Origin of the sequence: Nocardioides sp. NPDC023903 (genome assembly GCF_040639295.1) — a bacterium.
GTDB lineage: Bacteria > Actinomycetota > Actinomycetes > Propionibacteriales > Nocardioidaceae > Nocardioides.
The window spans coordinates 21,587-45,654 of the sequence record NZ_JBEZZS010000023.1 but is presented as its reverse complement, the minus strand read 5'-3'; the positions used below and the strand labels follow the sequence as shown (position 1 = coordinate 45,654).

Genomic DNA, 24,068 nt, shown 5'->3' with positions numbered 1-24,068 from the left:
AGGCCGCCGGTCAACACATTGGCTGGATTTGAAAGTCTGCCCGCCCGATCAGCCCAGTCCGCCCAGCGCGAGCCCGCCCGCGATCGCGAGCATCATGCACCCGATGAGACTGTCGAGCACCTGCCAGGCACGCCGGCTGGCGAGCAGCGGCGCGAGGAGCCGGGCGCCGTAGCCGAGACCGGCGAACCAGACGATGCTGGCCACGCACCCGCCGACGGCGAACCCCCATCGCGCCGAGCCGTACGTCGCCGCGATCGACCCGTGGAGCACAAGTGTGTCGATGTAAACATGCGGGTTGAGCCAGGTGAAGGCAGCGGCCTTGGCGATCACGCGGGGGAGCGTCTCGCGGGGCGCATCCGCAGCATCCATCCCCGAGGGCCGCAGCGCCCGCCGGAACGACCCGATGCCGTACCAACCGAGGAACACGACCCCGAACCAGCGCAGCACCTCCACCGCCCACCCGGCGCTCTCGACGACAGCCCCCATGCCCGCGACCCCGGCACAGATGAGGAGGAGGTCGGAGACCGCGCACACGGCCACCACCGCGAGCACGTGCGAGCGGAGGATGCCCTGCCGCAGGACGTACGCGTTCTGGGACCCGATGGCGATGATGAGGCTGAGTCCGGTGAAGAGTCCGGCGAGGCTGGCGTTGACCACACCAGCGACGCTAAGCCGCCACACGCCTACAGACCAGCGAAAGAATCTAACCGAAGATAAGCCACACTTAAGGCGTGCCCGCCCTCGACCCGACCCAGCTCGAGACCCTCGTCGTGATCGCCGAGGAAGGCACCTTCGACGCCGCGGCGAGACGCCTCCACATCACCCCGAGCGCCGTCAGCCAGCGGATCCGGGCGCTCGAGCGGGCGGCCGGGCAGGTGCTGGTGCGGCGTACGACTCCCTGCACCCCCACCGAGGCAGGCGAGCCCCTGATCAGGCACGGCCGACAGCTCCGACTGCTGCTCGACGAGGCCGCCGCGACCCTGAGCTCAGGCAACAGCAGCGACGACACCGTCGTCGACCTCTCGGTCGTGGTCAACGCGGACACTCTCGCGACCTGGTTCCGTCCGGTGCTCGACGAGGTGGCGAACTGGGACCGGACGGCGCTGCGGATCACCGTGGAGGACCAGGGCTACTCGGCCGACGCGCTGCGCCGAGGCGAGGTCCTCGCCGCGGTCACCAGCGAGCCGAAGCCGGTCCAGGGCTGCACGGCCGAGCCGCTCGGCCGGCTCCGCTACACGCCCGGCGCGGCCCCGGCGCTCATCGAGCGCCACCGCAAGGGCAGAGGCATCGATTGGGGCGCGATCCCGATGATCGTCTTCAACGAGAAGGACCACCTCCAGGACGAGGTGCTGGCGGCGCACGGCGCGACCCGGCCACCGGTCGTCCACCGGGTCCCGAGCAGCCACGACTTCCACGAGGCGATCAGGCGCGGCCTCGGCTGGGGGATGCTCCTCGACGCCCAGGCCGAGGCCGACCTCGAGTCAGGCGCCACGGTCCCGCTCCCCGGCGCGAAGCCGATCGACATCCAGCTCTTCTGGCAGCGCTGGCGCCTCGACTCGATCGCTCTCGACGACCTGAGCGAGGCCGTACGCCGCGCCGCCAGGTCGCAGCTGCGCCGGGTGCGTCAGCCCCGGCCGCCCGGATAGCCACCCTGCGACGGGCCCGGGCCCTGGCTGGGAGGATAGTTGCCCTGCTGCGGCGGGTAGTTGCCCTGCGGCTGGCCGGGATAAGGGCCCTGCGGCTCCGCGGGGTACGGGCCGACGTCGTAACGGCGGTGCTCGACGGCCGCGGTGTGCTGCGAGCGGTTCACCGACAGCAGCACGCCGATCGCGATCGCGAGTGCGCCGGCGATGGTCAGGATCCAGCCGAGCGGTTCGGTGGCGATGGCGTTGGCGATGTCGTCGGGCAGATCGACCGCTCCGGTGAGCAGGATGAGTCCGAGGACCAACAGTATGATCCCAAGGCCGATGGTCATGACAGAACTCCAGACGTGAGAAGGCTGGCGTTCAACGCTACCCGCCTGTTTCGGTCAGGCATACCGTCCCCTGCATCGCGGTCGACGACACTCAGGCCGTACGCCGCGCCCCCGACACCCCACGAGCCGCGACCCCGAGCAGCACCAGCAGGAGCCCGCCGAAGGCGAGCATCGCCGGCTCGGTCGCGACGTACTGCAGCAGGATCCCCAGCAGAACCACCGGCACCGTGATCCCGAGATAGGCCATCAGGAAGAGCCCGGCCAGCGCCTCGCCACGGCTGTTCGCCGGCGCCACCGAGATCACGGTGGCGATCGCAGCCTTGAACGACATCCCCGCCCCGGCCCCGGTGACGACGGCCCCGACGACCAGAACCCAGAACGTGCCGGACAGCAGGGCACCGACGACCAGGATCAGTCCGGCGGTCAATGCGATCAGTCCGACGACGTACAACCTCTGACGCGGCCAGCTCCCGGCCAGCACCTGGAAGAGCGCCGCGGCCCCGAAGATGGAGAAGCCGACCACGCCCGCGACGGCGTGGGAGTGCATGTCCAGATCCTCGGCGAGGAACGACGGCACCAGCGAGGTGAAGAAGCCGAACATCGCGAACGCCACGAAGCTCGCCATCCCCGCGGCGAAGTAGGCGCCGCGCGCATCGGCCGGCACCCGCACCCGCTGCGGCCGGTAGGTCCACCCCGGCTGGTCGGTGTCGACCGTCTCCGGCGCCGCCACGACCGCGAGCAGCCCGAGCACCATGAGGAACGCGAAGACCGCGTACGGCGTGTAGAGCGGTCGCGGCGCCCACTCGGCCAGCGCTCCCGCGACCAGCGGGCCGAGGCCGAGGCCACCGATGTTGGCCGCGGTCGCGACGACCTCGGCGCGGGTCGCCGGAGCCGCCGGCCGGCTGCGCCGGTGCAGCTCGGCGAGGTGGGCCGTCGCGGTCGCGGTCAGCATGCCGACGCCGAGCCCGGACAGCAGCCGAGCCAGCAGCAGCCAGCCCAGCTCATGGGTGGAGAGGAAGATCAGCGCGGAGAGCACGTTGAGCAGCACCGCCGGCGCCACCACCCGCCGCCGCCCGAACCGGTCCGAGAGGTGGCCGGCGAGGAAGAGCGAGATTGCCACCCCCGCCCCGTACGTCGCGAACACCACCGTGATCACGAACGAGCCCCAGCCCTGCTCGTCGACGTAGAAGACGTAGAGCGGTGCCGGCGCGGCCGCGAAGCCCATCGTCGCCGCGAACAGGAACGCCACCGACCAGAACCCGCGAGTATGATGCGCGGGGTTCGTACGCGGCCGGGGCTCGGTCACAGAGGTCACGTGACTCCTCAACCACCGAGCGTGCCCGAGGAATTCCGCCAGACGCACCGCGGCCCGCCCGGAGAACCGGGCGGGCCGCAGCGTACGAGCGGATCAGAGTCAGAAAGCGGACTCGGGCAGATCCATGATCGAGTTGTCGATCGCCTCGGCGATGGCCCGCTCAGCGGTCAGCTTGGGCAGGTTGTAGGAGGCGAAGAACTTCGCGGCGGCGACCTTGCCGGTGTAGAAGTCCGTGTCCTTGCCGGCGTCGCCGGCCAGGGCGGCGAGAGCGATCTCGGCCTGGCGCAGCAGCAGCCACGAGACCACGACGTCGCCGACGGCGAGCAGCAGGCGCGAGGTGTTCTGGGCGACCTTGTAGATGTTGGTGATCTCCTCCTGGGAGGCCATCAGGTCGTTGAACATGTGCCCGACGATCGCGTTGACGTCCTCGAGCGCGGTCGCGAGCAGCGCACGCGACTCCTTGAGCTCGGCGGAGCCCTCGGCGTCGAGGAAGGCCTGGATCTCGCCGGCGATCTGGCCGAGCGCGGCGCCCTGGTTCTTCACGATCTTGCGGAAGAAGAAGTCCTGGCCCTGGATCGCGGTGGTGCCCTCGTAGATCGAGTCGATCTTGGCGTCGCGGACGTACTGCTCGATCGGGTACTCCTGCAGGAAGCCCGACCCACCGAAGGTCTGCAGCGACTCGGTGCCGAGCAGCACCCAGGCGCGCTCGGAGCCGTAGCCCTTGACGATCGGCAGCAGCAGGTCGTTGACCGCGGCAGCCAGCTTGTTCTCGTCGGAGCCGTCCTCGGTGAGGACGACCTTCTCCTGCCACGAGGTCGTGTAGTAGACCAGCGCGCGCATGCCCTCGGCGAACGACTTCTGCACCAGCAGCGAGCGGCGTACGTCGGGGTGGTGGGTGATCGTGACGCGCGGGTCCGTCTTGCCGGCGGCGACGAGGTCGGCGCCCTGGACGCGGGTCTTGGCGTACTCGAGAGCGTTCAGGTAGCCGGTCGAGAGGGTCGCGATCGCCTTGGTGCCGACCATCATCCGAGCGTTCTCGATGACGTCGAACATCTGGCGGATGCCGTCGTGCACCTCGCCGAGCAGCCAGCCCTTGGCGGGCTCGCCGCCGCCGACCTGCGGGTCGCCGAAGGTGAGCTCGCAGGTGTTGGACACCTTGATGCCCATCTTGTGCTCGACGTTGGTGACGTACGCACCGTTGCGCTCGCCGGTGAGCTCACCGGTCTCGTGGTCGAAGTGGTACTTCGGCACGAGGAAGAGCGAGAGGCCCTTGGTGCCCGGGCCGCCGACGCCCTCGACGCCCTTCGGGCGGGCGAGGACGAGGTGCATGATGTTCTCCTGCAGGTCCGACTCAGCGCTGGTGATGAAGCGCTTGACGCCGGTGATGTTCCAGGAGCCGTCCTCGTTGGGCGTGGCGAAGGTCTTGCCGGCACCGACGTCGGAGCCCGCGTCGGGCTCGGTCAGCACCATGGTGGAGCCCCACAGCTTCTCGACCATGAACTTGGCGATGCGCTTGTCGCGCTCGTTGCCGTTCTCGAAGACGACCTTCGAGAAGAACGGGCCGGCGGCGTACATCCAGATCGCCGGGTTGGCACCGAGCAGCATCTCGGCGGTCGCCCACACGAGCGAGTTCGGGGCCACCTGGCCGCCGATCTCCTCGGGAGTGTGCAGGCTCCAGAAGCCCGACTCCATCCACGCGTCGTACGACTTCTTGAACGCGGCCGGGACCGGAGCGGTGTTCGTCTTGGGGTCGAAGACCGGCGGGTTGCGGTCGGCCTCGACGAACGACTCCGCGAGATCCTCGCGCGAGAGACGCTCGACCTCGGCGAGGATCTCCCTCGCGGTGTCGACGTCCAGGTCCGCGAAGGGACCGGTGCCGAGGACCTTGTCGGTGCCGAAGACCTCGAACAGGTTGAACTCGATGTCGCGGAGATTGCTCTTGTAGTGGCTCACTGATCCACCTTCATAACCTTTGTCGGATTTACCAGTTGCGGGAGCGCCGGTCGGCACGCACTACTGGCGGGTAACATTAAGAATAGGCTCGCTCTCGAGGGGTGGCAAGCCCGGGTCTACTCATGAGTAGGGGTCTTGCTCACATTTGCTAGCACCTGGTCGGTAGAACACGTTCCAGTTTCGGCGTACGATCTGCCGCATGATCTCCTCCGACGCCATCACCTGGAACGCCCCCGACGACGACCATCCCGCACGTACGGCCGGGCAACGCTCCTATGCTGCCGTCGCCAAGGGCGACCTCGACGAGTGGCTGACGATCTATGCCGAGGACTGCGTGCTCGAGGACCCGGTCGGGCCGTCGATGTTCGACCCCGAGGGCAAGGGCCACCACGGTCACGAGGGCCTCAAGGCCTTCTGGGAGAAGGCCATCGCCTCGGTCCACACGTTCGAGTTCGAGATCAACGACTCCTTCGCCAACCCCGCCGGCAACACCTGCGCCAACGTCGGCAAGATCAAGACGTCGTTCCCTGACGGCAGCTACACCACCACCGAGCTGATCATGGTCTACACCGTCAACGACGAGGGCCGCATCGCCTCCATGAAGGCCTTCTGGGAGCCCGAGCGCACGATGGCGAGCTTCACCTCCGCCTGACGCTAGATAGTCCGGGACGTTCGAGCCCATCTACCGACTGGTAGTGGGCTGAAACGTCCCGGACTATCTCGTATCAAGCTCACGCCACGGCGTGCTCGGCGATCCACTCGACCAGAGGACGTACGGCTCGCCAGTCCTTCTTCACCTCGCCGACCAAGTCGGGGGTGTGGATGATCGGCTCGAAGCCGATGGTGTGGCCGAGGTGGATCGACTTGTGGCGGAGGAGCTCGATCTTGGGGTGGTCCTTGTCGATGCCGCGCGGGGCGGTCTTGAGGCGGTCGCCGGTGACCTCGTAGCCCTTCTTCTCCGCGACCGCGAGACGTTTCTCCAGGTCAGCGCCGTAGTGGTCGTGGACGATGGCGTCGCGGAAGGCGGCCAGCCGGGGCGGCTCGAACCAGTAGCAGCCGCCACCGGTGCGGATGCCGCGGGGCGAGACCTCGACGTAGTAGCCGGTCTGCGGAGCCACGGCCACGAAGGCTCCCTGGTGGGTCTTGTAGGGGAGCTTGTCCTTCGAGAAACGTACGTCGCGGTAGGGCCGGAAGATCTTGGCGCTGCCGAACTCCTCGGCGAGCTCGTCGGTGAGCGCCTTCATCGGCGCGTGGACCGACTCCTTGTAGACGTGCTTGTGGGCTTCCCAGAACGACTTGGTGTTGTCGACCTCGAGGTCGTCGTAGAAGTCGAGCGCTGCAACGGGGAAACCTTCGAAAGCCACGTACGCAGCCTATCGACGTCCGTGGAACCCAGCCTCAGACGGCGGGGATCTGGATGCCGTCGGCCACCCGGCGGGCGTGCTCGGCCATGGCGCGGGCGATGTTGGCGGACTCACCGAGGTGGCGGCACGGGTCGAGCAGGTCGGCGATCTCGCTGCGGGTGAAGTGCTCGGAGACCTCGGGCGAATCCGCGAGGAGCGAGGCGAAGTCGATGTCGTCGACGGCCGAGCGCTGAGCCAGCTCGAAGACGACGTCGTGGGCGACCTGGCGGCCGATGCGCTCGCCGAGCTCGAGCATCAGAGACTCGGAGCCGATGAGGCCGCCTGAGAGAGCCAGGTTGGCGCGCATCCGGTCCTCGTCGAAGGTCAGGCCGGTGAAGATGACCACGAGCCTCGCGAGTACGTCGCCGGCCAGGCGCGACGCCTGCGCGACTGCGTCCTCGAGGATGCCGGTCATGGCGCCGTTGGCCTCGTGGTCGTGGAGCATCGACTCCATCGCCGGGGCGACGAGCCCGCGCAGCTGGGTGGCGGCGGTGATGACGTCGAGGGTGAGCTGCGGGTTGCGCTTGTGGGGCATCGTCGAGGAGCCGATGGTGCCCTCGGGGATCGGCTCGAAGGCCTCCCCGAACTCGGGCTGCATCATCGAGTAGACGTCCTTGCCGATCTTGCCGGCGGTGCCACCGAGCATCCCCAGGATCGAGACCCACTCGACCATGCCGTCGTTGATCGCGCGCGAGGGGACCGGCATCGAGCCCATGTCGAGCCGGGAGGCCGTCTCGGTCTCGATGGCGCGGGCGTGGGAGCCGAAGGAGGCCATGGTGCCGGCCGCGCCGCCCATGAGCAGCCGGAAGACGCGGTCCTCGACCGAGCGGAGCCGGTCGACGTGCGCGGCGATCTCGTCGATCCAGATGGCGACCTTGAAGCCGAAGGTGATCGGGACCGCGTGCTGGGAGTGCGTACGTCCCGGCATCGGCACCTCGGCGCCGGCCTCGGCGACCTTCGACAGCGAGCGCAGCAGGTCACCGAGCAGATCGAGGATCTTGTCGTGCGCCTGGCGCATCAGGATCAGGTCGGCGGTCTGGGTGATGTTCTGCGTGGTCGCGCCCCAGTGGACCCAGCCGCCGTGCTTCGCGCCGACGACCCGGCAGAGCTCCTCGACCAGCGGCGTCAGCGGGTGGCTGTGCTCGGCGGTCGCCTTCTCGATGCGGTCCAGGTCGAGCTTGTCCAGGTCGGCGGCCTCGGCGATCGCCTCGCCGGCCTCCGCGGGGATCACCTTCACGGCCGCTTCGGCGCCGGCCAGGGCCGCCTCGACGTCGAGTCGCGCCTGGAGGCGTGCCTCGTAGGTGAAGAGATCTCCGATGCCGTGGTCGGGGACTCGTCCGTCGGTGAATCGGCTGCTCGAGCCCGCGGGCATGTCGAGTGATCCTTTACGTGTCGTTCACACAATGATTGGAAAACAGAAACCCAATCTTAATGGACGCAAGCCGCAAACACCCGCGATCGTGTGCTGCGTCACTTGGATCGTGCAAGTGAACTGAAACAGGCCGTGCCCAACGGCACGGCCCGCCATCATTGGAGCGGACGACGAGATTCGAACTCGCGACATCAACCTTGGGAAGGTTGCGCTCTACCAACTGAGCTACGTCCGCAGGTGCGACCAGGATGTTACCCCACACTCAGGGCCAGGTGCGAAACCGGTTCAGGAAAGTCGCGTCATCTGGGGATAGCGGGCCGACAGCCCGTCTCCCGTGGGACCGCGGAGCATGCGGCGTACAGCCCAGGGGAGTGCTCGGGCAGCGAGCCGCCGGACCTCGCGGATGGGGCCGCCCACGCTCGGTTCCTCGATGACGACCAGCGGTTTCGGGGTGGGGAGGTGGTGGCGTACGCCGAGGGTGTCCAGGACCTTGATCGCCATCAGCTGGTGGCCGGGGGATCCCAGGAAGCCGTGTCCGTCCCAGTAGCCGGCGGCGTCGTACTCGGTCATCCGCCAGAAGTCGACCAGCGTCGCACCGCGCCGCTGAGCGATCTCGCGGACGGCCTCGTTGTAGACCGCGAAGCGCCCGCGGAGCAGCCGCCCGACGGTCGACGCCCGCGCGCCGTACGCGGTGAAGACCAGCACCTTCGCGCCGCTGTCGACGAGCTGCTCGATCGCCGACTCGTAGGTCACGAGCAGGGCGTCGATGTCGACGTGCGGCCACATCAGGTCGACCGATCCGCCGTAGATCGTCACCACGTCCGGCTCGAGCGCGATCGCCGCTGCGACCTGCTCCTTGACGATCCGGTCGATCCCGCGGCCGCGGACGGCGAGGTTGGCGTAGGTGAACTCAGGGGTCCGCTCGGCCATCACCTCGGCAACCCGATCGGCCCAGCCGCGTACGCCGTTCGGACGACGTGCGTCGGCGTCACCGACGCCCTCGGTGAAGGAGTCGCCGAGCGCGACGTACCGGCGGTAGCCGCCGGGAATCAGCGCATCCAGTGCCATGGCCTTGATTCAACCGGATTTGGACTAGATTTGCCCCGTGCTGCTCAGCGACAAGGACATCCTGACCGAGATCCACGACGGAAGGATCGTCATCGACCCCTGGGACGAGTCGATGCTGCAGCCGTCGTCCGTCGACGTACGTCTGGATCGGTTCTTCCGGGTCTTCGACAACCACAAGTACGCCACGATCGACCCGGCCGTGGACCAGTCCGAGCTCACGCGGCAGATCGAGACCGAGGGGGATGAGCCGTTCATCCTGCACCCGGGCGAGTTCGTGCTCGGGTCGACGTACGAGACCGTCAGCCTGCCCGACGACATCGCCGCGCGCGTGGAAGGCAAGAGCTCACTGGGGCGGCTCGGGCTGCTCACCCACGCCACCGCCGGCTTCGTCGACCCGGGCTTCTCCGGCCACGTGACGCTCGAGTTGGCCAACGTCGCGACGCTGCCGATCAAGCTCTACCCGGGGATGAAGATCGGTCAGTACTGCTTCTTCAGGCTCACCTCGCCCGCCCAGAACCCCTACGGCAGCGAGAAGTACGGGAGCCGCTACCAGGGCCAGCGCGGCCCGACCGCCTCGCGCAGCTTCCAGAGCTTCCACCGCACCAAGATCTGAGCAGGGCTGTCGGTGGTCGCGGCTAGGGTCGGGTGGATGAGTGAAGCACCATTCCTGGCCCCCGATGGCCAGACGCGTTGCGCGTGGGCCGGCGGGGCGCCGGAGTTCCTCGGCTACCACGACACCGAGTGGGGATTTCCGGCCGGCGGTGACGTACGGCTCTTCGAGAAGATCTGCCTGGAGGGCTTCCAGAGCGGGCTGTCGTGGCGCACGATCCTCAACAAGCGGCCAGCGTTCCGCGAGGTCTTCGCCGACTTCGACTTCCACAAGGTGGCCGAGTTCGAGGAGGGCGACGTCGAGCGGCTCCTGCAGGACGCGAGGATCATCCGCCACCGCGGCAAGATCGAGGCGGCGATCAACAACGCCCGCCGCGCGGTCGAGCTCGTCGAGGAGCGTGGGTCGCTGGCTGCGTACGTCTGGGGCTTCGAGCCCGAGCCGCTCAAGGTCCCGGAGGTGGTGGCCACCTCCGCCGCCTCGATCAGCCTCTCCAAGGACCTCAAGAAGCGAGGCTGGAAGTTCGTCGGGCCGACGACGATGTACGCGTTCATGCAGTCGATGGGGATCATCAACGACCACTCGCTCGACTGTGTGATCCGGGATCGGGTCGAGGCCGAACGGGCGGCGTTCGTCAGGCCCTGACCTGTGCGCCTGAGCCTGTCCAAAAGGCAGGGGCCGATCCTTCGTCGGAACCGAGATGTGTTTAGGCTGTCCTAACTAAGCATTGCCTAACCCCATGAGGTGTTCCCCCGTGATCCGTCGATCCGTACTCATCGCAGCGAGCCTCGTGCTCGCTGCCACCGGCCTGGCTGCGTGCAGCACGGGCGCGACCGACTCCGCGGACGGCTCCGCGGACTCTGCCTCGAAGGCAGACAAGGGCGCGTTCCCTGTCACCGTCGAGCACGCCTACGGCAGCACCGAGATCCCCGAGGAGCCGACCAACGTCGCCACCATCGGCTGGTCCGACCACGACGTGGCGCTGTCGCTAGGTGTCGTCCCGGTCGCTGCCCAGGCGATCACCTGGGGCGGCAACGAGCAGCAGTCGACCGACTGGTTCGACGCCGAGCTGAAGGAGGTCGGCGGCAAGCAGCCGGTGCGCTACAACGCCGACACCAGCATCCCCTTCACCGAGATCAGCAAGGCTGCGCCCGACCTCATCCTGGCCACCAACTCGGGCATCACCGAGGCCGACTACAAGAAGCTCAGCGAGATCGCCCCGACCGTCGCCTTCCCCGGTGACCCGTGGCTGACCTCCTGGCAGGACTCGCTCGAGATGATCGGCAAGGCCACCGGCCGGGTCACCCTGTCCGAGGAGGTCAAGAAGGAGACCGAGGACGCGATCGCGCAGGCCCAGAAGGACCACCCGCAGATCGTCGGTGCCAGCTACCTGGTCACCGGTGTCCAGGACAACTCCAAGCTCGGCACCATCGGCCTCTATGGCGCCGGCGACGCCCGCCCGCAGATGCTCACCCAGCTCGGCATGGAGCTGGCCCCGGTCGCCGACAAGCTCGTTCCGAAGGGCCAGTTCTACACCGACGTCTCCGCGGAGAAGGCTCCCGAGCTGGAGTCGGAGGTGCTGATCAACCTCGGCTACACCGAGGGCAGCTTCGAGGCCCTGCAGAAGGACAAGCTGCTCAGCCAGATCCCCGCGATCAAGGACGGCCACTACCTCGACGTGACCGACCAGCCGCTCTCCCTGACCTTCTCCGCCGCGAGCACCCTGTCGATCCCGTACTTCATCGACGAGCTCGTTCCCTCGATCGCCGAGGCGGTCGACGGCGGAAAGGTCAACGTCACCGCGGCTGAGTGAAGCCCGCGTTGACCACACGTACGCCTCTGGCCCCGGCCGACCCGGCAGCAGCTGCCGCCGCGGTCGTCCGGGGCAGGAGGCTGCCTGGGATCGGGCTGATCCTGGCGGCGCTGCTCCTCGCGGCCGTCGCCTCGGTCCTGCTCGGTTCCGAGTGGGTTCCGCCCACCGCACTCTTCGACGACGGCAGCTTCGGGCACGCGATCCTGGAGAACCGGATCGCCCGCACCGCGATCGCCTTCGCCGTCGGCGGCGCGCTCGCGCTCGGCGGCGCCTGCCTGCAGGGACTCACCCGCAACCCGCTGGCGGACCCAGGGCTGCTCGGCCTCAACGCCGGTGCGGCCTTCGCGGTCGTCGTAGCACTCGTGTACGTCGGAGCCACCGGCCTCGACTCGCTGCTGTGGGCCGCCTTCATCGGCTCCGCTCTCGCCGCGATCCTCGTGCACGGCGTCGCCGCGATCGGCCGTGACGGCGCCACCCCCGCCAAGCTGGTGCTGGCCGGCGCGGCGCTGACGGCGGCGCTGACCAGCTGGACCAGCGGCATCCTGCTGATGGACCACAAGGGCCTGGAGGTCTTCCGGCAGTGGCAGGTCGGCACCATCGGCAGCGACTGGGGTGACCTCGCGATCTGTGCTCCGTTCCTCGCCATCGGTGCCGTGATGGCCCTGCTGGGCGCCCGGGTCCTGGACGCGCTCGCGCTCGGCGACGACCTCGCCAAGGGGCTCGGCCGCCGCACCGGTCTGGACCGGGTGTTCGTCGGGATCGCGGTGGTCCTGCTGAGCGGCACCGCCACCGCTCTGGTCGGCCCGGTCGCCTTCGTCGGTCTGGTCGTCCCGCACGCCGTACGCGCCCTGGTCGGTCCCAGCTACACGCTGGTGCTGCCGCTCTCCATCGCCGCCGGAGCCGCGCTCACCGCCATCGCCGACGCGCTGGGCCGAGTGGTGCTGCCGCCCACCGAGGTGCAGGTCGGCATCATGACGGCCGTCGTCGGCGTACCTGCTTTCGTATGGTTCCTTCGGCGCGGACGGATGGCCGGCCTGTGAGCACAACTTCTGTCGAACCCACCCGGTCCGTCGACGTCGTACGCAAGGCCCGGCGGGCTCCACGACGGCACCATGTGTTCGTGGTCGCTGCCCTGGCGGTGGTCCTCTTCGGAGCCTTCGTCGCCCGGGTGCTGCTCGGCAACTTCATCATCACCGTGCCGGACTTCTTCCGGATCCTCGGCGGTGCCGAGATCCCCGGCGCCACCTTCCTGCTGATGTCGGAGAAGCTGCCCAGGGCGATCCTCGGGGTGCTGGTCGGCGTCGCGTTCGGCAGCGCCGGCGCCGTCTTCCAGAGCACCCTGCGCAACCCGCTCGCCAGCCCCGACATCGTCGGGGTCTCGCTCGGCGCGAGCGCGTCGGCGGTCTTCGCGATCGTGGTGCTCGACCTGCAGGGGCTGGCCCTGAGCATCGCCGCGATCGTGGGTGCGATCGCTATCGCGGTGGCGGTCCGGCTCGTCGCCGGCTCCGACGGCAGCTATCGGCTCGTCCTCGTCGGAGTCACCGCCGCGGCCGCGATGACCGCGGTCGTCCACTATCTCTTCACCCGCGCCAACGAGTTCGACGCCCTGCTCGTGCTGCGCTGGCTGACCGGCGCGCTCAACGGCGTCACCTGGCCCACCATCTGGATCCTGCTCGGCTTCCTCGTCGTGCTCGTCCCGGCGCTGATCTGGACCGCCCGCTCGGCCCAGATCGTCCAGCTCGGCCCGGACGTGGCCACGGGCCTGGGCGTCAGCCGGCGGCATACGGACCTGCTGCTCCTGATCGCCGTCCTGCTCACCGCTCTCGGCGTCGCCGCGGCCGGCCCGGTCGCCTTCGTCGCGTTCGTGGCCGGACCGATCTCGCGGGCGCTCAACGGCGGGCGTACGACCCTGGTCGGCGCTGCGCTCGTCGGCGCCATCGTGATGGTGGCAGGCGACTACATCGCTGACTATGCGGTACCCGGCGTCTCCTTCCCGGTAGGCGTCGTCACCGGTGCGTTCGGGGCGCCGTTCCTGTTGTGGTTGCTCGCCGCTGGGCGGGCTGGAAGGAAGGCTTGATGAGACTCGCTGCGGAGAGTGTGAGCCTCGGTTACGGAGCGGAGCCGGTCGTGGACGGGGTCTCGCTCGAGATCCCCGACGGCCTCACCACGGTGATCGTCGGCGCCAACGGCTGCGGGAAGTCGACCCTGCTGCGCGGGATGGCGCGGCTGCTCCGGCCCATCTCCGGGCAGGTGGTCCTGGACGGCAAGGCGGTCCACAAGCAGCCCACCCGCGCGGTCGCCAAGACGCTCGGGTTGATGCCGCAGTCGCCGGTCGCTCCCGAGGGCATCACCGTCGTCGACCTGGTCGGCCGCGGCCGGCAGCCCCACCGCGGCGCGCTGCAGCGCTGGTCGCCCGAGGACGACGCGGCGGTCGCGGAGGCGCTCGAGCTGACAGACACGCTTGACCTAGCCGACCGCGTCGTCGACGAGCTCTCCGGCGGTCAACGGCAGCGCGTCTGGGTGGCGATGGCGCTCGCCCAGCAGACCGACCTGCTGCTCCTCGACGAGCCGACCACGTTCCTCGACGTCGCCCACCAGGTCGACCTGCTCGATCTGCTCCACGGGCTCCGCTCGTCGCGAGGCACCACCGTCGTGATGGTGCTCCACGACCTCAACCTGGCCGCCCGCTACGCCGACCACCTGATCGCGATGAGCGGCGGAAAGGTCGCCGCCACCGGCACGCCCGCCGAGGTGGTCACCGCCGACCGCGTCGAGCAGGTCTTCGGCCTGGAATCCCAGGTCATCGTCGACCCCGTCTCGGGCACACCGATGGTCGTCCCGATCGGACGTCACCATCGACCCGCCGCTCACCCCCACGCACAAGGAGCCTGACATGCCCATCCTCGCCCGCGTCTCGGTGCGCTCCGTCGAGCGCCTCTCCCCGTCCTTCGCCCGGATCGAGCTGGCCGGCGACGACCTTGCCGACTTCGGCAATGACGGCCCGACCCTCGACCAGCGCATCAAGCTCCTCTTCCCGGCCACCCCGGGCGTACTGCCCGAGCTCACGGCCGAGGACTGGTACACCGAATGGCTCGCCCTCCCCGAGGACGAGCGCCCGCGGATGCGCACCTACACGATCCGCTCGATCGAGGGTGAAGGCATCGAGAAGCGTCTGTACGTCGACTTCGTGCTGCACCCCGGCGCGCACGGTCCCGGCTCCGACTGGGCCGGCGCGGCCAAGCCGGGCGACGAGATCCTGGTCGCCGGACCCAAGCTCGGCGAGCCCTACGGCGGGATCGAGTGGCTTCCCGGTGACGCCACCCGGCTGCTCCTGGTCGGCGACGAGACGGCCGTCCCGGCGATCGTCTCGATCCTCGAGTCTTTGCCGGCGGACGCCACCGGATCGGCCTTCCTGGAGGTGCCGGTCGCTGGTGACGTACAGGAGGTGTCTGCGCCTGAGGGGCTGCAGGTCAGCTGGCTGCCGCGCGAGGGCGCGCCCGTGGGCGGACCGGCCCTGGCTGCCGTCGGTGGGCTGCTCGGCTTTGAGGCGACGCCCGAGGACGTGACCTCGGTCGAGGTCGAGGACCCGGACCTGTGGGAGACCCCGGACTACTCGTCCTCCGGCGAGGAGGTCGCCGGCCCCGAGAACGGTGTCGCGAACGGCGCCGAGAACGGCGAGGACGGGCGCTACGCCTGGATCGCCGGGGAGTCCCGGATGGTCACCGCGCTGCGGCGTCATCTGGTCAACGAGCTCGAGATGCCGCGCAAGCAGGTCGCCTTCATGGGCTACTGGCGAGAAGGCGTGTCGATGAAGGGGTGACCCAGCGCATTTTTGAGGCGTACGCGTGGTTAAGTTTGGTGCGCCCAATCAAATAGAAGGGTCTCGGAATGCAAGCAAGCATCCTGGCCGCGGACACCCTGATCCAGGCCAACGCGGTCGACTATCTCCTGATCGCGATCTACTTCGCGTTCGTTCTCGGCATCGGCTTCCTGGCCAGCCGCGGCATGTCGAGCTCGGTCGACTTCTTCCTCTCGGGCAGGTCCCTGCCCGCGTGGGTCACCGGTCTCGCCTTCATCTCAGCAAACCTCGGCGCCGTCGAGATCATGGGTATGTCGGCGACGGGGGCTCAGGTCGGTCTCCCCACCGTCCACTACTTCTGGATCGGTGCGATCCCGGCGATGCTGTTCCTGGGCGTCGTGATGATGCCCTTCTACTACGGCTCGAAGGTGCGCTCGGTCCCCGAGTTCATGAAGCGCCGTTTCGGCACCGGTGCCCACCTGGTCAACGCGCTCTCGTTCGCGTTGGCGCAGCTGCTCATCGCCGGCATCAACCTCTACCTGCTCGGCTCGATCGTGCACGCGCTGCTCGGCTGGCCGCTGTGGGTGGCGCTGATCGTGGCCGCGGTGATCGTGCTGTCCTACATCACCCTCGGTGGTCTGAAGGCCGCGATCTACAACGAGGTGCTGCAGTTCTTCGTGATCGTCGCCGCGCTGCTGCCGCTGACGCTCCTGGGCCTCCACCGGGTGGGCGGCTGGGACGGCCTGACCTCGAAGATCGAGAAGGCCGCGGCCGCCAACCCCGACACCATCGCGCCCGCCGCCGACCAGCTCAACTCCTGGCCCGGCGCCGCCCTGACCGGCTTCTCCTCCGACTTCCTCTCGGTCGTCGGCATCGTGTTCGGTCTCGGCTTCGTGCTCTCCTTCGGCTACTGGACGACCAACTTCGTCGAGGTCCAGCGAGCGATGGCCGCCGACTCGATCTCGGCGGCGCGGAAGACGCCGATCATCGGCGCCTTCCCGAAGATGTTCATCCCGTTCATCACCATCTTCCCCGGCATGATCGCGGCGGTGCTGGTCACCGAGATCGCGCGTACGAAGGCGGGGGAGTCGGTCGCGGGCGGTGCCTCGGGGGAGGGTGTGACGTACAACGACTCGCTGCTCTACCTGATGGCGGAGGTGCTGCCCAACGGTCTGCTCGGCCTGGCGATCACCGGCCTGCTGGCGGCGTTCATGGCCGGTATGGCGGCCAACGTCTCCGCGTTCAACACGGTGGTGTCCTTCGACATCATCCAGGAGTACATCATCAAGGACCGCCCCGACGACTTCTACGTGAAGCTCGGCCGTTGGGCGACCGTCGCGGCGACCGCCATCGCGATCTTCACTGCGGTCCTGGCGTCCAACTTCTCCAACATCATGGACTATCTGCAGACCCTGTTCGGGTTCTTCAACGCGCCGCTGTTCGCGACGTTCATCCTGGGTATGTTCTGGAAGCGGATGACCGCGACCGCCGGCTGGATGGGCCTCGTCTCCGGCACCTTGGCGGCGGTTCTCGTCGGCATCCTCGCCGACGGCACGCTCGGTGGCCTCTCCGTCGGTGTCCTGCCGCTCTCCGGCCAGGGTGCGTCGTTCGTGGCTGCCGGTGCGGCCTTCTTCGTCGACATCATCGTCAGCGTGCTCGTCTCGCTGGTGACCGCGCCGAAGCCGGAAGGCTCCCTGAAGGGTCTGGTGTACTCCGAGACCCCGCCGGAGGACCTGGTGGATCCCGAGGATGCCGGTCGCCCGTGGTGGCAGCGCCCGGTGCCCCTGGCCGGTGTTGCGCTGGTCATGGTCACCATCCTGAACGCGATCTTCTGAGGAGGCTGGGATGTCCACTGAAAACAGCAAAGCCAAAGTCAACAAGAGCCTTCTGGGAACGCTGCTGTCGCTCTTCGACATCCGCAACGTGATCGGGTCCCTGCTCACGATCTACGGCGTCATCCTGCTGCTGATGGGCCTGTTCGGCGACCCCGAGGTCGAGAAGACCGGCGGGCCCAACGCCAACCTCTGGGCGGGCATCGTCCTGCTCGTCATCGGGGGCTCCTTCATCGCCTGGGGTCTGCTCAAGCCGGTGGTGCCGGACGCCCCTGGCGCCGACAAGGCGAACGAGGAGGAGTAGCCCCTCTCGGGCTCAGAGCCCGATGAGGGTGATGTCACCACTCACGGTGGTGGTGCGGAGCTCGACGTAGGGCTCACCCGCGGCCGGTGCGCCAGCGCTCTGGACAGTGCTGGTGCACCGGCCGGTCACCGTGTTGACGTCGGTCCACACCGGGGTGCCGTTCGGGATCCCGATTTGTACGTCGGAGGAGGCCCCCTTCACCGAGATCCGTCCCGCGCTGACCGAGTGGATCGCGAAGTCGCCCGCGCCGGTGGAGTGGCTCACGTCGCCCTCGACCTCGTCGATCTCCACGGTGCCGGAGCCGGTCTTGGTGTGCAGGTCGTGGACCGTACCGATCCGGATGTCACCGGATCCGGACTTGATCGAGGCGCGCCCGTCGAGGGTGTCCGCCTCGATGTCGCCGGAGCCGGACTCGACCTGGAACTCCTCGGTGACCCGGTCGATCCGTACGTCGCCCGACCCGGTCTGGAGCCAGGCGGCCCGGAGGACGCCCTGGGTGGCGATGTCGGCGGTTCCGGTGCGGGCTCGCAGCTGGCTGCGGGTCGGGACCGTCACGCTGATGTCGTAGCGTCGCGAGCGGTTGAACGGACCCTTGTGCGGGTCGATGATGTTGATCGTGTCGCCGCTCTGCTCGACGACCAGACTCTCGGCGTCCTCGCCGTCGATCTCGACGACGGTCTCGTCGGTGTCGGTCGCCTGGACCTCGAGGTTGCCCTTCCCGAACTCGACGAAGAGCTTGGCGGGGGCGGTGGACATGAAGGTGTACGTGCTCATGATGGTGCTCCTCAGGGTGTGCTGATCTACCGGACCGGCCGGGCGGCCGTCCGTGGTCGTGCTGTGAGCTCAGGTCAGAGCCAGCCGGTCATCCGGCGGTCGGACCTGCCGCGGTTGCTCCCGCGGAACGGATCGAGGCTGCTCATCGCCTCGTTGATGATGTGTGGGATCGCGGAGAGGTCGACGTCGACGTTGACCGCGTTGTCGCGGGTCGCCGCGCGCACCGCGCCGACGAGCCAGGTGTTGAGCGACTGGCCGGCGTCGGCCGCGGCCTCCTCGGCCTTCGCCTTGAGCGACTCGGGGATCCGGAGGGTCACCCGGGCGAGGTTGTCGTCGCCCTCCGGCTCCGGCGGGGCGGGAGGAGCCGGGGGAGCGGGAGGTGTCGGCGGCGTCGGCGGCGTCGGGGGAACCGGCTCGGTGAGCTCGGGAAGCGTGACCCCGAACTCCAAGTCGCGCCCTCGCAGACGTACGTCCACGTTGCCCGTCGGCAGCTCCGCCGTGATCTCCGCGGCCGCCTGGCTCACCGCCTCCATCATCGCCAGCCGAGCGGCCGGGTCGAGTGCGTAGGTGAGCCGCTCCGCGGTCTCCCGCGCCTCCGGCCCCGAGGCCTCGGCCGCGGCCAGCAGGTCCCGTCGCAGGCTGTCGATGTACGGCGTGATGTCCATACGCACCACTATGACATCACGATGACGTCATCGCAACCCCAATCTGACATCACGTGACGTCAAACCCCTCGCCGAGGCGTCACACCCCGGTCGGCCGCCTCGGCTAAATGACGATGACACCTTGTGAATCACTCACAAGGTGTCATCGTCTGGTGCAGCGGACTGCGGCGAGGTCAGAGGTCGAAGAGCGACCCTGCCTCGTGGATGTCGACGTCCGTACGCGGCGCGTGAGCCTCTCCGCTCACGGCCGGTGCCGGCTTCGGCTCCGGCGCCTTCTCGGGCGCCTTCTCGGGCTCCGGCTCGGGCTCGGCCGGTGTCTCCACCTCGACCGCAGCTTCTTCGACAGGTGCCTCGTCGACCACGGGCTCCGGGGCCGCTTCGGCCACGGGAGCGGCCTCAGCGGGGGCGGGAGCGGCCGGAGCCGCAGCTGCGACCGTGCCCTCCGGCGCCTCGATGTCGAAGAGCGAGCCGAGGCTGTCGAAGTCGACGTCCGTCTTCGGCTCCGACGTCACACCCGAACCTGCCGCAGGTGCGGCGGGTGCAGGCGCAGCGGGTGCGGCCGGGGTCTCCGTCGCGGTCTCGACCGGAGCCGGGGCCTCGACCGGAGCCGCAGGAGCGGGCTCGCTCGCCGGGATGTCGAAGAGCGAACCACCTGCGCTGAGGTCGATGCTCGGCTCTTCGGCGGCCGGCGGAGCAGCCGGGGCCGCAGGCTCGGCTGCCGGGGCAGCCTTCGCCTCGGGGGCCGGTGCGGCCTCCTCGGCCGGTGCAGCCGGGATGTCGAAGAGCGAGCCGCCTCCACCGAGGTCGACAGCAGGCTCCTCGGCCGGCGCCGGAGCAGCCGGCGCGGCCTTCGCCTCGGGGGCGGGAGCGGGCTCCGCCTCCTGAGCAGGTACGTCGAAGAGCGACCCACCCGTCCCGAGATCGGCAGCCGGCTCCTCAGCAGGCTTCTCCTCGGCAGGCGCCTCCGCAGGCGTGTCGAAGAGCGACCCGCTGTCGTCGAACAGCGAGCCACCGGAGGCCGGCTTCTCCGGCTCAGCGGCCGGAGCGGGGGTGTCAAAGAGAGACGAGCCACCCGACGTACCGCCCGAGGCCGGCTCGGCCGGGGCAGGGGTGTCGAAGAGCGAGGACGCGTCGGCCGGAGCCTTCGGGGCCTCGGTGGTCTCGGCGGGGGAGTCGAAGAGCGACGAGCCCGCGGCAGCGGTCGCAGCACCGGCAGCCGGAGCGGCCTCCTCGACGGCCGGAGCAGCCTTGGCGGCGGCACCGACCTTCGCACCCTCACCCGGGGCCAGCTTGGTCGCCTGCTCGCCCTTCACGGACGCGAGCAGCATCTGCGCGACGTCGAGCACCTCGACCTCTTCGCGCGCGGCACCGTTGGCCTGAGCCTTGGTCAGACCGTCGGAGAGCATGACGCGGCAGAACGGGCAGCCGACGGCGATCTGGTCGGCACCGGTGGCGACGGCCTCGTCGGTGCGGTTCTCGTTGATCCGCGACCCGATCTTCTCCTCCATCCACATCCGGGCGCCACCGGCACCACAGCAGAAGGAGCGCTCGGAGTTGCGGGGCATCTCCTTGTACTCGGCACCGGGCATGATCTGCAGCAGCTCGCGCGGCGGCTCGTAGACGCCGTTGTGGCGACCGATGTAACACGGGTCGTGGTAGGTGATCGAGCGCTTGTGGGCGCCGGCGCCGTCCGAGACCGGGGTCAGCTTGCCCTCGCGCACGAGGCGGTTGAGCAGCTGGGTGTGGTGGACGACCTCGAGCTCGATGCCGAACTCCTTGTACTCGTTCTTCAACGTGTTGAAGCAGTGAGCACAGGTGGTGACGGCCTTCTTGACCTTGAACTCCTTGAACGTCTCGACGTTCTGCTGAGCCAGGCCCTGGAAGACGAACTCGTTGCCGGCACGGCGGGCGGAGTCGCCGGTGCAGGTCTCGCCGTTGCCGAGTACGCCGAAGGAGACGCCGGCCATGTCGAGCAGCTCGGCCACCGCGCGGGTGGTCTTCTTGGCCCGGTCCTCGTAGGCGCCGGCGCAGCCGACCCAGAACAGCCAGTCGACCTCCTCCAGCGACTCGATGTCCTTGCCGACCTCCTTGACGTCGAAGGGCAGGTCCTTGGCCCAGTCCATGCGCGCGTTGGCGTTCATGTTCCAGGGGTTGCCCTTGCCCTCGAGGCCCTTGAAGAGACCGTTGAGCTCAGAGGGGAAGTTGGACTCGACGAGCACCTGGTAGCGGCGCATGTCCATGATGTGGTCGACGTGCTCGATGTCGACGGGGCACTGCTGGACGCAGGCACCACAGGACGTGCACGACCAGAGGACGTCCTCGTCGATGACGAAGCCGCCGTCCTCGGGGTTGTAGAACCAGTCGAGGACCTCGGTGTTGCCGCCGGCACCCTCCGGGGCGCCGTCGGCCTTGCCGATCAGCGGCTTCTCCTTGAGCTCGGCGTCGCCGGCGGCGGCGTACGCGTGCTCACGCAGGCCCATCATCAGCAGCTTGGGCGAGAGCGGCTTCTCGGTGTTCCAGGCGGGGCACTGCGACTGGCAGCGACCACACTCGGTGCAGGTCGTGAAGTCGAGGATGCCCTTCCAGGAGAAGTCCTGGATCGAGCCGACACCAAGGATGGCGTCCTCGGGGATCCGGTCCTCCTCGACGTCCTCGAGGGTGACGGCCTTGCCGTCGATGAGCATCGGCTTGATCGCGCCGAGCGCGGTGCCGAGCGGGCGCGCGCCTTCGGTGGTGGACGTACGCGACCCCGGCTCGCGCTTGAACCAGATGTTGAACCAGGCGGTGAAGCGGTGCCAGGCGACACCCATCGTCAGGTGGGTGGAGACGACGGCCAGCCAGATCAGCGCAGTGATGATCTTGAAGGTCGCGATCGCGTAGATGACGTTCTCGAGCGTGTGGATCGCGTCGGGGCCGGTGGGGTAGAGCGCCCCGAAGAACTGCGAGATCGGGAAGTGGAACGCGGTGGCGTGCTCGGCGACCTCGCCGCCGTGGGCCTTGGCGAGGTTGTACTCCGCGCCGCGGATGAACAGGATCGCCGCGCTCTCGAGCAGCACCATCGCCTCGACGAAGAAGGCCTGCCACTGCGTGGAGCCGTAGAACCGCGTGCCGCGGCCCATCTTCGAGGGCAGATGGGTCACCCGGTAGATGATCAGCGGGATGATGCCCAGCGCGCCGAGCAGGCCGAGGAGCTCGGCGAGCCACTCGTACGCGAACAGCTCGCCGATGACCGGCAGTGTCCACTCGGGGTCGAAGAGCTGGAAGTACGCAGCCCCGACCGCCGTCGAGAGCAGCAAGAACGCGGCGAAGGCGAACCAGTGGAGCACGCCGACCCAGGTCCACTGCAGCATGCGCGTGTGGAGGACCGTCTCTTTCAACATCGTCAGGGTGCGGGCGAGTGGCTGGTCGACGCGGCTGATCGGCGTACCGATCTTGATGACCGCGAGCATCGACCGGACCGCCTTGATCACCAGGTAGGCGGTGGCCACCGTTGCCGCAAGACACACGACGATGGCGATGATCTGCAACATGCCTAGGCGCTCCTCATCAGGGGGCAGGACTGCCGGAATGAACCGAGCCTAATGCTTCAGGTCGGTTCGACTGCGTATGGGTGGGTTGATACTACCCGCGAGTAACTTCAGAATGAAGAAACGGCCCGCGACCTGGTCAGGACGCGGGCCGTTTCTTAGGACAGCCTCAGTGGATCAAGGCCTCACTTGTTTGCGTTGACCTTGAACTTGGCGTGACCGATGTTGACAACGGTCTTGGTGCCCTCGGTGGCGTCGAGGAGCGTCAGTCGCAGGGCGACGACCTCGACCAGGTTCTTGCTGCGCTCGACGACGACCTTGGTCTCGATCTTGGCCAGACCCGGGATGTTGACGCGGGAGAGCGCCGACTCGAGCTGGGCGAGGGAGACCTTACGGTCCTGGATGTAGATGTCACCGAACTTGGTGCCCGAGATGGACGTCGTGGAGCCCTTGCCCTTGACGAACTTCGCGTTCGCCTGGGCGCGGATCGCCTCGATGCGGATCGCGCCGTCGCCGATGTTGACGTTGGCGACCTCACCGAAGGTGTAGCCACCGGCGGTGGTCTTGGTCTGGTTCGAGCGCTGACCGCTGGTCAGACCCTTGACGTCAACGACGTCGCCCGCCTCGCCCAGCGGCACGTGGCCGATGGACTTGGTCTTCAGCTTGCCCTTGGTGCCGGCGCACCCGGCGTTGGTCAGCGGGTTCTTGCCGACCTTGGCGACGCCGCCGAGGGCGGTGGCGTCGATGGAGTTGGAGAAGCCGCTGAAGACCCCAGAGAAGGCCTGGCCGTTGATCTCGGCGCGGGAGCGACCGACGATGACCTCGGAGTCGGTGCCGTGGAGCTTGATCCAGATGCCGTTGGCGTAAGCCTCGGCGCCGTCGGCGTTGGTCTTCTCGACGGTGTTGCCCAGACCGATGGTGGCAATGCCCGGGATGACGAGCGGCTTGTCACGGCCGGGGATCGGCAGGTCGATCTTCTGGCCGGGGCCGGCCGGGTCGAGGACCACGTGAGCGATCTTCGCCTTGGAGTCGGCCTTGTAGGCCTTGCCGTCCCACCAAGCCTGGGACACCGAGCTGAGGCCCTCGACGGTGACCTTGCCCAGCGGGCTCTTGTCGAGCACGACGTCGGCGATCTTGTGCTCCGAGATGGACTTGACCGTCGAGCCGGACTTGACCGTGCGCTGCTTGGTCGTGGTGGCGCCGATCGTGCCGACGCCCGGGACCTTGGCGCCGGCGGTGTTGTTGTTGACGTCGTAGCCAGCCTTACGGGTGCACCCGATCGTCTGGTATCCGAGGTCTCCCGAGTTGGCCGGGATGCTTCCACCGGTCACGCGGGTGCCGAAGCCGGCGGCGAACATCCCGAAGGAGGTGTTCGTCAGCGCGGCCTGTGATGGCGCCGGCACAACCAGGACTGCGCCGACGACGGCGGCAGCGGCTGCGGACAGCGCGAACGTACGGATGCTTCGCATTGTTGGTTGGACTCCGATTCTGCGGTGGGGATCCCCCAAGATCCCCGCAACGGGGCCGTGCCACCTGCCAGATCCGGGGGAACCTGGCGCACTCCCGAGTTAAGGGGTGGCACATCGCTCAAACGAGGGAAAACCACGGAAGTTATCGGGACGGAGGTCCTATTTCTAGATGGCCCGCTCTTGCCATGGGTA

The 24,068-nt window shown here is 68.4% G+C and carries 22 protein-coding genes and 1 tRNA gene; 11 read left to right on the top strand and 12 right to left on the bottom strand.

The annotated features are described in order from the left end of the window. Positions 1 to 48: 48 nt before the first annotated feature. Positions 49 to 657, bottom strand: a complete 609-nt coding sequence (locus tag AB0F44_RS21150) for a LysE/ArgO family amino acid transporter (protein ID WP_357358662.1) — start codon at positions 655 to 657, stop codon at positions 49 to 51. Between the two features lie 74 nt (positions 658 to 731). Here AB0F44_RS21150 and AB0F44_RS21145 point away from each other — a divergent pair, with 74 nt between their 5' ends. Next, positions 732 to 1,646 carry a LysR family transcriptional regulator ArgP gene (locus AB0F44_RS21145; RefSeq protein WP_357358661.1) on the top strand — a complete coding sequence of 305 codons (915 nt, stop codon included), beginning with the start codon at positions 732 to 734 and terminating at the stop codon, positions 1,644 to 1,646. On the opposite strand, the gene AB0F44_RS21140 is transcribed toward AB0F44_RS21145, so the two are convergent. The 3 genes from AB0F44_RS21140 to AB0F44_RS21130 all read right to left on the bottom strand — a co-directional run bounded on the left by AB0F44_RS21140 (position 1,625) and on the right by AB0F44_RS21130 (position 5,243). After that, positions 1,625 to 1,975, bottom strand: coding sequence for a DUF6458 family protein (locus tag AB0F44_RS21140; RefSeq protein ID WP_357358660.1), 351 nt, complete (start codon positions 1,973 to 1,975; stop codon positions 1,625 to 1,627). The genes AB0F44_RS21145 and AB0F44_RS21140 overlap by 22 nt on opposite strands. A 91-nt stretch (positions 1,976 to 2,066) precedes the next feature. Continuing rightward, the gene (locus tag AB0F44_RS21135; protein ID WP_357358659.1) at positions 2,067 to 3,290 is read right to left on the bottom strand and encodes an MFS transporter; all 1,224 of its coding nucleotides are present in this window, start codon (positions 3,288 to 3,290) and stop codon (positions 2,067 to 2,069) included. 99 nt (positions 3,291 to 3,389) lie between these two features. Further along, entirely contained in the window at positions 3,390 to 5,243 is a 1,854-nt protein-coding gene (locus tag AB0F44_RS21130) for an acyl-CoA dehydrogenase (RefSeq protein ID WP_357358658.1), read from the bottom strand. 199 nt (positions 5,244 to 5,442) lie between these two features. Between AB0F44_RS21130 and AB0F44_RS21125 the strand changes: the two genes are divergently transcribed. Next, on the top strand, positions 5,443 to 5,895 hold the full coding sequence (locus AB0F44_RS21125) for a nuclear transport factor 2 family protein (RefSeq protein ID WP_357358657.1): 453 nt from the start codon (positions 5,443 to 5,445) through the stop codon (positions 5,893 to 5,895). Positions 5,896 to 5,974: 79 nt separating this feature from the next. Here AB0F44_RS21125 and AB0F44_RS21120 read toward each other — a convergent pair whose 3' ends face one another. The 4 genes from AB0F44_RS21120 to AB0F44_RS21105 form a co-directional block, all read right to left on the bottom strand. Beyond that, positions 5,975 to 6,607 (bottom strand): DUF2461 domain-containing protein, encoded by a 633-nt coding sequence (locus AB0F44_RS21120; RefSeq protein WP_357358656.1) that lies wholly within the window; start codon positions 6,605 to 6,607, stop codon positions 5,975 to 5,977. A gap of 34 nt (positions 6,608 to 6,641) precedes the next feature. Next, positions 6,642 to 8,018, bottom strand: coding sequence for an adenylosuccinate lyase family protein (locus tag AB0F44_RS21115; protein WP_357358655.1), 1,377 nt, complete (start codon positions 8,016 to 8,018; stop codon positions 6,642 to 6,644). A gap of 159 nt (positions 8,019 to 8,177) precedes the next feature. Continuing rightward, positions 8,178 to 8,253 (bottom strand) — tRNA-Gly (locus AB0F44_RS21110). Positions 8,254 to 8,303: 50 nt separating this feature from the next. Further along, positions 8,304 to 9,086, bottom strand: coding sequence for an SGNH/GDSL hydrolase family protein (locus AB0F44_RS21105; RefSeq protein WP_357358654.1), 783 nt, complete (start codon positions 9,084 to 9,086; stop codon positions 8,304 to 8,306). 37 nt (positions 9,087 to 9,123) lie between these two features. Between AB0F44_RS21105 and dcd the strand changes: the two genes are divergently transcribed. From dcd to AB0F44_RS21060, 9 genes are all read left to right on the top strand, one after another. After that, the gene (gene dcd, locus AB0F44_RS21100) at positions 9,124 to 9,699 is read left to right on the top strand and encodes a dCTP deaminase (protein ID WP_141794788.1); all 576 of its coding nucleotides are present in this window, start codon (positions 9,124 to 9,126) and stop codon (positions 9,697 to 9,699) included. Between the two features lie 36 nt (positions 9,700 to 9,735). Next, positions 9,736 to 10,338 (top strand): DNA-3-methyladenine glycosylase I, encoded by a 603-nt coding sequence (locus AB0F44_RS21095; protein WP_357358653.1) that lies wholly within the window; start codon positions 9,736 to 9,738, stop codon positions 10,336 to 10,338. Between the two features lie 109 nt (positions 10,339 to 10,447). Continuing rightward, a complete protein-coding gene (locus AB0F44_RS21090; protein ID WP_357358652.1) occupies positions 10,448 to 11,506 on the top strand; it encodes an ABC transporter substrate-binding protein in 1,059 nt (352 codons plus the stop codon). 8 nt (positions 11,507 to 11,514) lie between these two features. Then, a complete protein-coding gene (locus AB0F44_RS21085) occupies positions 11,515 to 12,546 on the top strand; it encodes an iron ABC transporter permease (RefSeq protein WP_357358651.1) in 1,032 nt (343 codons plus the stop codon). After that, positions 12,543 to 13,583: an iron chelate uptake ABC transporter family permease subunit gene (locus tag AB0F44_RS21080; RefSeq protein WP_357358650.1), complete on the top strand. Its 1,041-nt coding sequence runs from the start codon at positions 12,543 to 12,545 to the stop codon at positions 13,581 to 13,583. Before AB0F44_RS21085 ends, AB0F44_RS21080 begins: the two co-directional genes overlap by 4 nt. After that, positions 13,583 to 14,398, top strand: a complete 816-nt coding sequence (locus AB0F44_RS21075) for an ABC transporter ATP-binding protein (RefSeq protein ID WP_357358649.1) — start codon at positions 13,583 to 13,585, stop codon at positions 14,396 to 14,398. Before AB0F44_RS21080 ends, AB0F44_RS21075 begins: the two co-directional genes overlap by 1 nt. Position 14,399: 1 nt before the next feature. Continuing rightward, positions 14,400 to 15,326 (top strand): siderophore-interacting protein, encoded by a 927-nt coding sequence (locus tag AB0F44_RS21070; RefSeq protein WP_357358648.1) that lies wholly within the window; start codon positions 14,400 to 14,402, stop codon positions 15,324 to 15,326. An 83-nt stretch (positions 15,327 to 15,409) separates the two neighbouring features. After that, a complete protein-coding gene (locus tag AB0F44_RS21065) occupies positions 15,410 to 17,140 on the top strand; it encodes a sodium:solute symporter family protein (protein WP_357358697.1) in 1,731 nt (576 codons plus the stop codon). A gap of 10 nt (positions 17,141 to 17,150) precedes the next feature. After that, entirely contained in the window at positions 17,151 to 17,441 is a 291-nt protein-coding gene (locus AB0F44_RS21060) for a hypothetical protein (protein WP_357358647.1), read from the top strand. Between the two features lie 12 nt (positions 17,442 to 17,453). On the opposite strand, the gene AB0F44_RS21055 is transcribed toward AB0F44_RS21060, so the two are convergent. The 4 genes from AB0F44_RS21055 to AB0F44_RS21040 all read right to left on the bottom strand — a co-directional run bounded on the left by AB0F44_RS21055 (position 17,454) and on the right by AB0F44_RS21040 (position 23,876). Continuing rightward, entirely contained in the window at positions 17,454 to 18,215 is a 762-nt protein-coding gene (locus AB0F44_RS21055) for a DUF4097 family beta strand repeat-containing protein (RefSeq protein ID WP_357358646.1), read from the bottom strand. A gap of 74 nt (positions 18,216 to 18,289) precedes the next feature. Further along, complete coding sequence (locus AB0F44_RS21050; RefSeq protein WP_357358645.1) at positions 18,290 to 18,880, bottom strand: toxin-antitoxin system HicB family antitoxin; 591 nt, start codon at positions 18,878 to 18,880, stop codon at positions 18,290 to 18,292. A gap of 173 nt (positions 18,881 to 19,053) precedes the next feature. After that, positions 19,054 to 22,410 (bottom strand): heterodisulfide reductase-related iron-sulfur binding cluster, encoded by a 3,357-nt coding sequence (locus AB0F44_RS21045; protein WP_357358644.1) that lies wholly within the window; start codon positions 22,408 to 22,410, stop codon positions 19,054 to 19,056. A 182-nt stretch (positions 22,411 to 22,592) separates the two neighbouring features. Continuing rightward, complete coding sequence (locus AB0F44_RS21040) at positions 22,593 to 23,876, bottom strand: choice-of-anchor P family protein (RefSeq protein WP_357358643.1); 1,284 nt, start codon at positions 23,874 to 23,876, stop codon at positions 22,593 to 22,595. Between the last annotated feature and the right edge of the window lie 192 nt (positions 23,877 to 24,068).